The following is a 12,414-nucleotide window of genomic DNA, read 5'->3' as shown; positions in this document are numbered from 1 at the left end:
CTGAAAGGCAAAGATAGCGCCTTCGGCGCTTATTGCATACCTCTTCTCTATAAGTAGAGACGAGTACATCCACTGCATGATGCGGTGGAGCTTGTACCAATAAAAAAAGCCTTCTCTACTGAGTAGAGAAGGCTCTCTTATTTTTTGTAGCGAGGAGCGGATTCGAACCACTGACCTTCGGGTTATGAGCCCGACGAGCTACCTCTGCTCTACCTCGCAATGAGGGTGCAAAGATAGGAATATTTCAATTCCCACCAAATATTTTTAAATAAAATCAAAAAATAATCTTGTAACAGGTTGATTTATAGTTGAAACGCCATAATTGAAATAGGTCAGGAATTGGCCACTATGGCTCAGAACGGTAGATCATCCGCCGGAATTTCCTGCTCCGGAACGGTAGCTAACTCAGGCGGCGTACTGGTAGCAATTGGCTTCTTACGTTCCTCATCGCGCTTGCTGAGCAGCTGTAAATGCTGTACTCTTAGTCGCAACGCTCCGCCGATAGCACCCGTATTATTACTGATATAACCCTCCACGCGCGGAGAGCCTTCTACGTATACCAGTGTACCCTGCTGCAGGTAAGGCGCCATATTATTACGCTCCCACAGGCTACAATCCACCCAGGTAGTACGTTCCTGTAATACGCCGGCAGCGTTCTTAAAACGCTCATTGACTGCAATTGTAAAATTCAAAACGGAAATGCCATTTACTTCACGCATCATGGCATCGCGGCCCAAATGGCCAATCAACTGTAGTTTAATCATCTCAATAACTGATTAAAGGTTAACAAAAAAAGTATTGATGATGATGCAGGGGTGACAATGAAAATACCCAAAAATCTGCAGCAGGAAAAATAATTTATTTTTTTCGTGTATACCTGCATACCTTTGTAACGGAAATCGGCATTACAGCCGCTTTCACATGGGGTGCCTTACTTTCAGGCTGAGATCACACCCAAAGAACCTGGACCAGGTAATGCTGGTTAGGAAAGTGAAAAACAGAAATATATACTTATACATGAAACAGTTACTGTTGTGGGTACTGCTGGGTACAGCAAGTATCGTACAGGCGCAATCCGTAGTAACGGGTACCGTCACCAACAAATCAAACGGCCAGCCATTAGAAGGCGTATCCGTATCTGTCAACCAACACGGATCACTCACCGATAGCAAGGGACATTTCAGCATTCAGCTGAAAAAGAAAGGTAATTATAAACTGCAAGCCAGCTACATCGGCTTCAAGCCTTTCACACTCAGCATTAACGCTGACGACAATACGAAAGTCGATTTTTCTATGGAAGAAACCGGCCTCTTTGTAAAGCAGGTAGAGATCAGTAGCCTCCGCGCAGGAAAGAACTCTCCTTTCGTTAACAGCACACTTTCAGCAGAAGAGATCAAGAAAGAGAATCTTGGTCAGGATCTACCCATACTCCTGAACCAGCTTCCAGCGGTAGTTACCAACTCCGATGCTGGTACCGGTATTGGTTATACGAATATGCGTGTACGTGGTTCTGATATCACCCGTATCAACGTGACCGTAAATGGTATTCCTATCAATGACGCGGAATCACAGGGTACTTTCTTTGTGAACATGCCCGACTTCGCCAGCTCTGTCAACAGCATAGAATTACAACGTGGCGTAGGTACTTCTACCAATGGTGCCGGTGCTTTTGGCGCCACGCTGAACCTCAGCACCAACGAATATCACGATAAAGCCTATGGTGAACTGAGCAACAGCTTCGGTTCCTTCAACTCCTGGAAACATACTGTCAAAGCAGGTTCCGGACTTATCAACGATCACTTCACCATCGATGCACGTCTGTCTAAAATATCTTCTGATGGCTATATCGATCGTGCTACCTCCGATCTGAAATCTTTCTATACCTCTGCTGCCTATATCTCCAAAAAAACTGCTATACGCTTAAATATCTTCTCTGGTAAAGAAAAAACTTACCAGGCCTGGTATGGCGTACCGGAAGCCCTGCTCAAAACGGACCGCACCTATAATCCTGCTGGTACCGAGAAACCTGGGTCTCCTTACGATAATCAAACAGATAACTATCAGCAGGATCACTACCAGTTATTCCTGAACCAGGAAATCAACAGTCATTTTAACTTCAACGTAGCCGGGCATCTGACACGTGGCCGCGGATACTATGAGGAATACAAAGGCCAGCAAGCGCTTGCCAACTATGGCTTACAGCCCGTTCACATCAACGGCGCCACTATAGATACCACTGATTTAGTGCGTCAGCTATGGTTAGATAATTACTTCTATGGTGGTATCTTCTCTTTAAACTATACCGGCGCCAAACTTAACTGGAGCCTGGGTGGTGGCTGGAACCGCTACGAAGGCCAACACTATGATAAAGTTATCTGGGCATTTGCAGGCATCGACAAAGATTATGAATACAGTCGTTTTCCGGCAGATAAAAACGATTTCAACATCTACTGGAAAGGACAATACAAATTCACCACTGCGCTGCAAGGCTTTGTGGACGTGCAATACAGGAATGTAAGGTATAACATGAACGGCTTCGATGCCGCTCCTGATTATAAGCCACATGTGAATTATAATTTCTTCAATCCTAAAGTGGGACTGAACTATTACATCAATCCTGCAAACCGTTTATTCGCCAGCTTTGCAGTGGGACATAAGGAGCCTAACCGCACCGACTTTGAATCAAACATAGGCGCCAACGAGCCTAAGCCAGAAATGCTTCGTGACCTGGAAGCCGGCTATAGCTGGAGCGGCCGCAAAGCCAGCTTACAAGCGAATGTATACTACATGAATTATAAAAATCAGCTGGTACAAACAGGAAAGCTGAATGATGTAGGCGCTTATGTACGTACGAATATTCCTAAGAGCTACCGTCTCGGAGTGGAGATACAAGGTAATGTGAAATTCAACGAGGTATTCAGTTTCAGCGCTAACGCGGCATTGAGTCAGAATAAGGTGCTTGATTTCAACGGTGTTTATTACGACGCTAACAATGACGCACACACGCTGCAATTTGGCAATACGAACATCTCCTTCTCTCCTGCTTTCGTAGGTGGATATATGTTCACCGCCAAACCGATCAAAAACCTGAATATTGATTTGTTAGGGAAATATGTGAGCCGCCAGTATTTGGATAACACCGGCAATAAGAGCAGCAGTCTGAATCCTTATTTCGTCAGCGATCTGCGATTCAACTATGTGATCCCGCAGCCATTGTTCCGCGAGCTGGGCGTACAGCTGATGTTGAACAACATCTTCAACAATCTCTATGAGCCAAACGGAAGTACCTACGGTATGTATGTGGACGGTAAAGTGAAGCCAGATAATTACTATTACCCGATGGCAGGATTTAATTTCTTCGTTGGGGTGAATATAGGTTTTTAATCAGCGTAAATTGTAACTGAAATAAGAAAGCTCCTGCCGAGTATGGTGGGAGCTTTTTATTTATAGAGCAATAAGTCTTGTGTCAACAGATCAAACGAAATTCAACTCTTTCTTTTCCATTGTTTCCGAATAATATTTTCTTGCAACGGCTGGCTTTTCATAGGAATATGCAATATTGATCGTTTCCATCAAGGCCATCATTGCTAATGTTGTTCAAGCATCCAAAATAAAAAACGAAGGTTTCATTACTTTATTAAAAACGGATATGAATTCCATGAACTACTACCATTTTCAGCTCATTAATTAATGTAGCTGCTCAATTAATACCACTAGCATTACTTTTCCGAATTATCTGATTGCATCATGCGAAAAAACTTCAACACCAATATAATTGTAAATCCCATAAAAATCGAAACTAAGGCCCGACCAAGAGTAAGTGCTCCATCGGAGAGCAGATCAATAATAAAATTTAATAACGATAATACTGAAAAAGACAAAAGCCCAACAAGAATAAATCTCCCAATGCGGTATTGTGAACCATCAAATTTGAAGAACATAATCATTGACGAAAGTAACATGCATATAGGGCCAATTATGTTAAATATCGCCAACAATGAGTCTAATACTATTATATGACCCGTACCTATACGAAGCAGTAAGAATATCGATCCTTGGACAAATAGGGTTATTGCTAATAAAGTTCGAAATTTCACGAAACCCATTTATTAAATTAAGGAAATCAAGAGCAGCTTTCATGACAGTTTTGGCTTGATCACATAAGGCTTCCTGAATAATTAAGTAGTGCGTAGATACAAAATATTGGCCACTAATTTCAATATTTTTTAGACAACCAGTATAAACCTTATGGAATGAATATTCCTATATCTCTCAAAGTATCTCCACTATATCTTAAACTTAATGTGAATACTTCCACCGTGTCCCTACTACGATCATAATTTCCCCGACATTGAATACCAGATGTCAGATAATAAAAAGCATACTTTTTACTAAATGACCAACGATTGGGAACTCCAAGGAGAAGCTCAATTAAATCTCTTTTTTTGCCAAGAATGCATTCTTTATTGGCTAATAATATTTCAGAGAAATCAGCTCTCCTATCTAAGCACCCAAGTGAATCTAACTGCCAGATCTCCTTATCAAAACCTGGAATATCGATGGAATCCGATAGCTTAGGGTGCGTTAGACTTATTGCAGGTTTTGTTGGCATTAATATCAAACAAAGTCCTAAACTAGTTATTACATTTCTCATTATAAGTATTTGTTAAAGTGTCATCATTTGCTTTGTTTACCTCTTGTCACAAAACTGGTGTTGAAAGTAATACTTATCATAATATGACGTTATATCCGAAAAGTCTGCAGATATAAGACCACTTTCCGCAACTTCTTTCTTTCGTGAAAAAGAGCCTATACTTATATATCTAATAATTGGAGACACATTACATCCTCCTTCCAGAGAATCAATGTAATTATATGCTTTCGTCTATTTTATGTCCAGGGATTGTGAATAAAGCAAGTTGGAAAATCCGAGTAGGAGTAAATAAATAAACTTCATCAGTCAAAGTGAGATTCGCTTATTAATGGATAAATTTATCTTGTGATAATTTTTAATCGTTGCAGACTATCTTTTTCCTCAACTTCTTTAATTCTTCGATTCCAAGTTTCTTTTTGTATGCGAAGCTTTTCTTCCTTAGAATAACAGGAGGTAAATAATAAGGCCCAAAAGTATAAATATATTTTAATAATTTTTTTCACAGATACTGATATTTATTAGGCTATTTTTTCTTTAAATACTCGCTGGAAAACATCCCATACACAAATGTTTCACTTACACAACTTTCATCAGTCAAATTTATTTTTTTTATAAAATGTCCAGGCATCACCTCCTTTTTTGTCACATAATATGAATATGGAAGCTGGTATCCCATTATAAAAATTGATTACGGTAGTTTCAGTACATCCTTTTGATGGTTTAAAAATTAACTCATTATTCTTTATATAACTGGGAAGTGATAACTCACTACCAACATAATAGTAACCTAATAAGTTATTCCTATTGAAGACCAGTATACCACCCCAGGAACGCTGAGAATCTTTATACAATCCCGACAAACTGTTAACTTTCATTACCTTATAAATCTCACCCGTTTTTGACTTCAGTATTCCTAAATAAGTAAATTCTGCCGTGTAACCATATTTTTCTTTGTAGGTAATTTTTTTTCCTACTATATTCTCCTCTAATACTGATACTACATGCTGTTGGCTTATCTGTGCTTCTAAATATGCAGGCAGCATTAATAATATAATTACAATAAGCACTTTCATAATATTGATAAATAGTTTGTTGTTTATTTTTTAGAATAATAATCAAGCGGAAGGCCGCTTTTGTTCTTCACCAGATCTCCACTGCATAATTGCATCCAGCGAGAATAAACCACACAACTTCAGTGGTGCACAACACAATGCTAACAATAACGCATACACGCTGTAATTCGAATACACAAATGCTTACTTTTCCAAGGCTCATGATTACCCGAGGCGGGATTCAATTTCGTTGGGGTGAATATAGATTTTAAATTAGACCATAGCATACCTTCTTTTGATTCAGGTACCTGATGGAGTCAGTTAGTCGTTTAAGCAATTCTCAGGATGTTCGTTTTACTTTTGATACATCCTCTTCTTGTATTAACAAGATTCTTTCTTACATAACCTGATGTGATAAAAACCAATCATATACCTGAAAGAAATTTTCAAAATCGTACTAAAACAACTAATAATCAAAATCCTTTATCTTTTTATGCACCGTATTACAACAAGTGATATCAATATGAAATTCACCAAAATTGGATTAATTAGCAATTGTATAATAACTACTCCCGAAATATTATCAGAATAGCCTTTGATAAAAATTTTATTTTCATATATCTATCGTGTTATTATGTAGTACTACAATGAAGTTCATATGAAAATTTTTGAAAATCAAATTCGATTTCTATTCCCCATTCCTCATTCAACATTCTTGCTTCTGTAACACCTATTCCATATACATAATACATGAAAGGATCATCCTCTTCAGGGTGAAAAATATCCTTAAGGTTTGCCAACGCTATTTGGTCAATATTCTGACAAAAAATCAACTCCTCTGTTTCTAATGAAAAGCAAATTATTTGTCTTTTAAGCTCCATATACAAATATTAATTATTTTTCAACAGATCCACTTAGATCGCGTCTTTTGCTTTTTCACCATAAGTTTCTTCCCCATTTCGTCATACATTTCAACTTTACTATGATGTAAGTCAAAACCAATATTATCAACTATAAGCAATAACGGTTACAATAACATTATTATGATCAACCCAAATCTGAAGTCCTAAGCTTTCAACCTCATAAACTTCCTGCATAGAATCATCATAGAAATAAACTTGCTCTTTCTTGATCAGCGACAATGATATATTAAAGGTAGTTTCGAATACAAAAATACTCATCCCTATTAACATTATACCCTCCAGATAGCAATCACCCCTACAAGATATTGATTCAATAATGCCTTCAGCTGTATAGATATCCAGGATGCCGCTACCAAAACTATAAGTATCCCAACTTTCTCCTTCTTCTTTGGGACAAAAATCATATTGTACACCAATTAGATATGGGTCAATATTTTTATTAAATTCAAACTGACCAAAACGTTTAAATGGTATTATTTCAAACATTATTTATCTTTTATTAGCTCTACTATGTTCTTCACCTTTTGCTTTTTGTGCGGCATCTTTTTGAACATTCTTAACTTTTTGTTCGATCTGCTTTTTTAATTTTCCTGTTGCCGTTTTTAGTTGTTCCCTATATTGTGCGATTTGCTTATCCGCTTTTGTTTGGGCGCGTCCAGCATCACCATGTTTTTCATTTTTTGAACTACTTCCTTTAGATTGGCTTCCTATTGGTAGTGGTTGCAGCTTTTCTAATTCTTTTGCTGTTTCCTCAGAGACTTGTGGTTGAGATTTTCCATCAATAGCTTTATCAGGAGCTGGTAATTTAATTGCGGTTTCATCCTTTTCAGCTGGTGTATCTTCCATCCCCCTTGGCTTTGCACCATTTTTTGCGGTGGATTTAGATAAAAGCACACTTCCTGAATAGATTGTATGTCCCAGCTTCAAAACTTCATATGCCTCAGAAGCCCCAAAGGCAATTTCACCTAATTCCAAAATTACAGGAATCACTAATAATATTGGAAACTTACCGTCGGGATCCGAAAACAAAACTGGATTATTCCTACTAAAATGATAAGGGCTTAAAGATTCTTGTTCTGACTCAATCAAAGGATCTATCTGTAAAAACTTTCCAATTTGCGGATCATATGTTCGTGCATTAAAATCATATAAGTCTAATCCAGATCCATCACTAAACTCTCCAGACTGCAATTCATTGCCATTGAATTTCTTTCTATTCTCTGGATAGTTACTCCCCTTCAACGCATTGGAACTAATCCCCGCCATCGTCAACCCAAACGGATAATAATGCGTCTCCTCCAATACCGGCCCTGAAGCCTGTGCTACTAACAGATTATCAAAGTAAACATCGGAGGCACTTTCGTTGCTGGTATAAATATACAAAAATCCGCTTTTGTTCATCAGGGGCCGATTGCGCATACTTTAGGTCACTATTTTCTTCTACTCGTATTAGTTCTAATCACACCACATATGAGCAGTTTCGGTAAAAACTAAGAGAGTATAGAGAAGAAAAAAAATCTCTCTCAGAAAGAGTTTGCACGACAACTCGGCGTGCATCACTCTATTATCAGTAAGTATGAACGAGATGAAGTTATACCCACTATCGACGTGGTTAAAAATACTGCTAATATCCTGGAGACTACCGTGGGCTTCCTGTTAGGGGAGACTAAAAAGCAGGACGTGCTTAAAGACCAGGCTATGCTTAAAAGGCTGAACGATATTGCATCTTTAGCGGAGGAGGATAAACAGTACATCCTTTATACACTGGATGCACTCATTAAAAATGTTAAACTTAAACAGATGTAAAAAGCCAGAGGTTATGGTCTCCGGCTCTTTACATTATAAATTAATTCAGATATCGCTCTTATTTAAAAGTTTAATCTCAATCAATACCTTCCTTCTATAATCCACCCTAAGCAGTCATCGGCTTAGCAAACTGATTCCTAACTTCCTATATGATTCATTGTCATATAATTTATATAGCTCAGGACTATCCATTATATTTTGAATGACATGGATATCCGAATGAAAATTGGGCGGAACATTGGCTCTCTCCAATGTATAAATGAATAATGTATCGCGATTGAACTTATACAAAAAAGGTACAAGTCCGGGATAAAAATAATCCGCATTTTTATTTGGTTCGAAGTCCTTTTTCGCAGAATTTGAAATAACAATTACCTGATTATCAGAAGTCATTCCCCAAACTTTTTTCTTCAAGTATATATGCGATTTTCCATTTGAAGATTGCAAAGCAATTACTTCGTTATGTACATCTGCATTTCGACTAGGAAAGGTTACATAAATTAAGATGAACAAAGCGAAGCCGACACCAATAACTATTCCTCCAATGACTAATATTCTCATTATGTATGGGTTTTAATATGAATGCTCTTATCTTGATGAAAACCAACCTAATTTGACCATTCTTCCTGTATATTCCTGTTCTCCATACCATGGGGCAGGTCCATAACTTGTTCCGAATAAAACAATCTTTCCTGCATTTACTTTATTGTATTGCCCTTGTTGTAAAGCTCCAGCTAATTTCATATAAGTTTCGAAAGTTATTCCACTCCCAAGGAACCTTCCAGTTCTTCCATTGAGACCAGCTAGATAATTGCCAGCGGAACGAGCTGTATGATACTTCCATCTGTTGCGCTGATGATTGCTACCTCAGATATAATGATAGGAGTATTATTGAACTTATCGTTCCTGCAGATTGTATTTAATATTTTTAATGTAATGTCTTGAAAAACGTCTTCTGTGAACTTATAACCAGGAGACGTTAATACCAGCAACGAAAGTACCTCCGATCCTTTGGTGCTTCTGAGGAATGTAAATAGACAGTTTCGGCAAAAAACTCAGAAGATGTAAAAAGCCGCAGGTTATGACCTACGGCTTTTGTGTCAATTCAATTCCGAGCAAGGTTTACTATATCAATGCATTTGATAATGCTTTAATTCTTTAACCCTATTTTTTCAGAATTAAAGCTTATTTATTTCATAAGGAACCGCTCCGAAACCCTGAAAGCCGGGCATATTTTATTTCTTGAATATAGATTTCTAATCAGCGAAAATTGCAATTGAAATAGCCCGCCTGCAAACTACGGTAGAAGTTTCTATTTCAAGAAGAGATCATATCGTCTGAATAACATTAACCATTAATAAACCAGCTCGTGTTCTCACCATAAAGAACCATACATTATCTACCCCATTGATTGGTGTAGGATGCTCCTCCTCTATTGCCAGTTCGATTTCTTTTTGAGATTCGTGACCGATAAATTTGATTTTCTTGTCCGGTATTTTTGCCCAATTAACCATAGCTTCTGTAATATCAGTACCTTCTGCTTGATGGATATGGACTCCTTCCCGAAAAATAGTAACAAAAGTATATTTATTCATAAAATTCAATTGCTTCCTTTGGCCTTTTGGGAATGATTTTCACCCGTTTTATCCACATTCCTCTTTTCGTGATCAACAGATTTCTTTAGCCTTTCTACCTCCCTTTTATCATCCTTAGTTTTATTAGGCTTAGACCTAGCCTTTTCATACTCGGCCTTGGCCTTCTCATATCGTTCTTTTGCTGCGTCTCTCGCTCTCTGGTTTGCGTGCTGTCCATTTTTTCCACCACCATGTCGTTCCGGTATTGCAATTTTTCCCAAATTCTCCAACTCTTTAGCAGTTTCCTCAGAGACTTGTGGTTGAGATTTTCCATCAATAGCTTTATCAGGAGCAGGTAATTTAATTGCGGTTTCATCCTTTTCAGCTGGTGTAACTTCCATCCCCCTTGGCTTTGCACCATTTTTCGCGGTGGATTTAGATAAAAGCACACTTCCTGAATAGATTGTATGTCCCAGCTTCAAAACTTCATATGCCTCAGAAGCCCCAAAGGCAATTTCACCTAATTCCAAAATTACAGGAATCACTAATAATATTGGAAACTTACCGTCGGGATCCGAAAACAAAACTGGATTATTCCTACTAAAATGATAAGGGCTTAAAGATTCTTGTTCTGACTCAATCAAAGGATCTATCTGTAAAAACTTTCCAATTTGCGGATCATATGTTCGTGCATTAAAATCATATAAGTCTAATCCAGATCCGTCACTAAACTCTCCAGACTGCAATTCATTGCCATTGAATTTCTTTCTATTCTCTGGATAGTTACTCCCCTACCAACGCATTAGAACTAATCCCCGCCATCGTCAACCCAAACGGATAATAATGCGTCTCCTCCAATACCGGCCCTTAAGCCTGTGTTACTAACAGGTTATCAAAGTAAACATCGGAGGCACTTTCGTTGCTGGTATAAATATACAAAAATCCGCTTTTGTTCATCACCAGATCTCCACTGCATTGAGCGCAAATAAAAAACACAACTTCAGTGGTATAAAACACAATGCTAACAATAACGTATATACGCTGTAATTCGGATACACAAATATTTGCTTCTCCACTGCTTATTATTATTACCCAATGGCAGGATTTAATTTCTTCGTTGGGGTGAATATAGGTTTTTAATCAGCGTAAATTGTAACTGAAATAAGAAAGCTCCCATCATACTTGGCAGGAGCTTGTTATTGCAATAGGATACATCCAGCTGTTTCATATACTACTGGCTAGTAGATCTTACCCGACACTTTGATATTGCACTCCAGCAATTTATATATCAGACCAAATTGTTGCGCCAAATACGCCAGATCAACCGTCGTACTCAAGATATCTGTTTTCGCCCATAGAAAATAATCTGACATTTCATCGTAGAAGGTGAGCATAGCAGCACTATTAAAAATAGTCAGTAACGATTTGTTATTTACTTGCCTGGCATAATCTTCTACTATTCCGATCGTTGTGTAAAGTGTATCAAACATATCCTCATTATCAATATCAAGCGATAATTTAAATATATCCAGATCTAACACATAATAGGCTTCAATGGTTTCCTGGATACTACAAGCCCATTCCTTTGTATGCTTAATATCAAATAAATTGTCACTTTTCTCTATGAAAAATGACAACTCGGATCTCGTAGTAAATAATAATAGATTGCCTGCTTCATCAACAAGCAGCTTGTCTACGTCTCCGGCTGTTTTATCAGTTCCAAATACAGTGAAATAGTCGTGATTAGAGAATCTGACTGCTATTAAAAATTTGGAATACCTTTCAGAAACATCGTTGAAATTCATCCTTTATTAATTTCTTTGATTTTGTGGTCTTTTCTATTGAACCATTTATCGGATAATAATGCGTCTCCTCTAATACCGGCCCTGAGGCCTATGCTACTAACAGATTGTCAAAGTAAACATCGGAGGCACTTTCGTTGCTGGTATAAATATACAAAAATCCAATTTTGTTCATCAGGGGCCCATTACACCTGCTTTAAGCCACTGTTTTCCTCTACTCGTATTAGCTCTGATTACACCACATATGAGCAGTTTCGGTAAAAAAACAAGAGAGTGCAGGGAAGAGAAAAACCTCTCACAGGCAGAGTTCGCGCGGCAACTCGGCGTACATCATTCTATTATCGGTAAGTATGAATGGGATGAAGTAAAACCCACTATCGATGTGGTAAAAAATATTGCTAATGTCCTGGAGACTACCGTGGGCTTTCTGTTAGGAGAGACTAAAAAGCAGAACGTGCTTAAAGACCAGGCCATGCTTAAAAGGCTGAACGATATTGCCTCTTTCCCGGATGAAGATAAACAGCACATCCTTTATACATTGGATGCACTGATTAGGAGTGTTAAACTTAAGCAGATGTAGTAAGCCGCAAGCACCGCCTGCGG

The 12,414-nt window shown here is 38.1% G+C and carries 14 protein-coding genes, 1 tRNA gene and 1 riboswitch; of the genes, 3 read left to right on the top strand and 12 right to left on the bottom strand.

Annotated elements, in window-relative coordinates; all coding sequences use genetic code 11:
• Positions 1-147: 147 nt before the first annotated feature.
• Positions 148-219 (bottom strand) — tRNA-Met (locus tag ACE38W_RS03955).
• Between the two features lie 134 nt (positions 220-353).
• Positions 354-764 carry a single-stranded DNA-binding protein gene (locus ACE38W_RS03950; protein ID WP_375828937.1) on the bottom strand — a complete coding sequence of 137 codons (411 nt, stop codon included), beginning with the start codon at positions 762-764 and terminating at the stop codon, positions 354-356.
• A 148-nt stretch (positions 765-912) separates the two neighbouring features.
• A riboswitch (TPP riboswitch) is annotated at positions 913-1,006 on the top strand.
• A gap of 11 nt (positions 1,007-1,017) precedes the next feature.
• Between ACE38W_RS03950 and ACE38W_RS03945 the strand changes: the two genes are divergently transcribed.
• A complete protein-coding gene (locus ACE38W_RS03945) occupies positions 1,018-3,384 on the top strand; it encodes a TonB-dependent receptor (protein ID WP_375828936.1) in 2,367 nt (788 codons plus the stop codon).
• 862 nt (positions 3,385-4,246) lie between these two features.
• On the opposite strand, the gene ACE38W_RS03940 is transcribed toward ACE38W_RS03945, so the two are convergent.
• From ACE38W_RS03940 to ACE38W_RS03920, 5 genes are all read right to left on the bottom strand, one after another.
• The gene (locus tag ACE38W_RS03940) at positions 4,247-4,654 is read right to left on the bottom strand and encodes a hypothetical protein (protein WP_375828935.1); all 408 of its coding nucleotides are present in this window, start codon (positions 4,652-4,654) and stop codon (positions 4,247-4,249) included.
• A 590-nt stretch (positions 4,655-5,244) separates the two neighbouring features.
• Positions 5,245-5,727, bottom strand: a complete 483-nt coding sequence (locus ACE38W_RS03935; protein WP_375828934.1) for a hypothetical protein — start codon at positions 5,725-5,727, stop codon at positions 5,245-5,247.
• Between the two features lie 611 nt (positions 5,728-6,338).
• A complete protein-coding gene (locus ACE38W_RS03930) occupies positions 6,339-6,587 on the bottom strand; it encodes a hypothetical protein (protein ID WP_375828933.1) in 249 nt (82 codons plus the stop codon).
• Between the two features lie 126 nt (positions 6,588-6,713).
• On the bottom strand, positions 6,714-7,115 hold the full coding sequence (locus ACE38W_RS03925; RefSeq protein WP_375828932.1) for a hypothetical protein: 402 nt from the start codon (positions 7,113-7,115) through the stop codon (positions 6,714-6,716).
• Between the two features lie 3 nt (positions 7,116-7,118).
• Complete coding sequence (locus tag ACE38W_RS03920; protein WP_375828931.1) at positions 7,119-8,030, bottom strand: RHS repeat domain-containing protein; 912 nt, start codon at positions 8,028-8,030, stop codon at positions 7,119-7,121.
• Positions 8,031-8,129: 99 nt separating this feature from the next.
• Here ACE38W_RS03920 and ACE38W_RS03915 point away from each other — a divergent pair, with 99 nt between their 5' ends.
• Positions 8,130-8,435 carry a helix-turn-helix domain-containing protein gene (locus tag ACE38W_RS03915; protein ID WP_375829656.1) on the top strand — a complete coding sequence of 102 codons (306 nt, stop codon included), beginning with the start codon at positions 8,130-8,132 and terminating at the stop codon, positions 8,433-8,435.
• 114 nt (positions 8,436-8,549) lie between these two features.
• Here ACE38W_RS03915 and ACE38W_RS03910 read toward each other — a convergent pair whose 3' ends face one another.
• The 5 genes from ACE38W_RS03910 to ACE38W_RS03890 form a co-directional block, all read right to left on the bottom strand.
• Complete coding sequence (locus ACE38W_RS03910; RefSeq protein WP_375828930.1) at positions 8,550-8,996, bottom strand: hypothetical protein; 447 nt, start codon at positions 8,994-8,996, stop codon at positions 8,550-8,552.
• A 27-nt stretch (positions 8,997-9,023) separates the two neighbouring features.
• Entirely contained in the window at positions 9,024-9,179 is a 156-nt protein-coding gene (locus ACE38W_RS03905) for a hypothetical protein (protein WP_375828929.1), read from the bottom strand.
• Between the two features lie 584 nt (positions 9,180-9,763).
• Positions 9,764-10,030 (bottom strand): hypothetical protein, encoded by a 267-nt coding sequence (locus tag ACE38W_RS03900; RefSeq protein ID WP_375828928.1) that lies wholly within the window; start codon positions 10,028-10,030, stop codon positions 9,764-9,766.
• Between the two features lie 5 nt (positions 10,031-10,035).
• Entirely contained in the window at positions 10,036-10,755 is a 720-nt protein-coding gene (locus tag ACE38W_RS03895) for an RHS repeat domain-containing protein (RefSeq protein WP_375828927.1), read from the bottom strand.
• 492 nt (positions 10,756-11,247) lie between these two features.
• Positions 11,248-11,814: a hypothetical protein gene (locus ACE38W_RS03890; protein WP_375828926.1), complete on the bottom strand. Its 567-nt coding sequence runs from the start codon at positions 11,812-11,814 to the stop codon at positions 11,248-11,250.
• 241 nt (positions 11,815-12,055) lie between these two features.
• Here ACE38W_RS03890 and ACE38W_RS03885 point away from each other — a divergent pair, with 241 nt between their 5' ends.
• Positions 12,056-12,391, top strand: a complete 336-nt coding sequence (locus ACE38W_RS03885; RefSeq protein WP_375828925.1) for a helix-turn-helix domain-containing protein — start codon at positions 12,056-12,058, stop codon at positions 12,389-12,391.
• Positions 12,392-12,414 lie beyond the last annotated feature (23 nt).

The sequence above is a fragment of the Chitinophaga sp. Hz27 genome, from assembly GCF_042263525.1.
Lineage (GTDB): Bacteria > Bacteroidota > Bacteroidia > Chitinophagales > Chitinophagaceae > Chitinophaga.
This window is presented reverse-complemented; position numbering and strand designations above follow the sequence as displayed.

Excerpts from the sequence above, each read along its gene's own strand:
- ACE38W_RS03950 (WP_375828937.1), bottom strand. The coding sequence starts at position 764 with ATGATTAAACTACAGTTGATTGGCCATTTGGGCCGCGATGCCATGATG.
- ACE38W_RS03945 (WP_375828936.1), top strand. The coding sequence starts at position 1,018 with ATGAAACAGTTACTGTTGTGGGTACTGCTGGGTACAGCAAGTATCGTA.
- ACE38W_RS03940 (WP_375828935.1), bottom strand. The coding sequence starts at position 4,654 with ATGAGAAATGTAATAACTAGTTTAGGACTTTGTTTGATATTAATGCCA.
- ACE38W_RS03935 (WP_375828934.1), bottom strand. The coding sequence starts at position 5,727 with ATGAAAGTGCTTATTGTAATTATATTATTAATGCTGCCTGCATATTTA.
- ACE38W_RS03930 (WP_375828933.1), bottom strand. The coding sequence starts at position 6,587 with ATGGAGCTTAAAAGACAAATAATTTGCTTTTCATTAGAAACAGAGGAG.
- ACE38W_RS03925 (WP_375828932.1), bottom strand. The coding sequence starts at position 7,115 with ATGTTTGAAATAATACCATTTAAACGTTTTGGTCAGTTTGAATTTAAT.
- ACE38W_RS03920 (WP_375828931.1), bottom strand. The coding sequence starts at position 8,030 with ATGAACAAAAGCGGATTTTTGTATATTTATACCAGCAACGAAAGTGCC.
- ACE38W_RS03910 (WP_375828930.1), bottom strand. The coding sequence starts at position 8,996 with ATGAGAATATTAGTCATTGGAGGAATAGTTATTGGTGTCGGCTTCGCT.
- ACE38W_RS03905 (WP_375828929.1), bottom strand. The coding sequence starts at position 9,179 with ATGAAATTAGCTGGAGCTTTACAACAAGGGCAATACAATAAAGTAAAT.
- ACE38W_RS03900 (WP_375828928.1), bottom strand. The coding sequence starts at position 10,030 with ATGAATAAATATACTTTTGTTACTATTTTTCGGGAAGGAGTCCATATC.
- ACE38W_RS03890 (WP_375828926.1), bottom strand. The coding sequence starts at position 11,814 with ATGAATTTCAACGATGTTTCTGAAAGGTATTCCAAATTTTTAATAGCA.
- ACE38W_RS03885 (WP_375828925.1), top strand. The coding sequence starts at position 12,056 with ATGAGCAGTTTCGGTAAAAAAACAAGAGAGTGCAGGGAAGAGAAAAAC.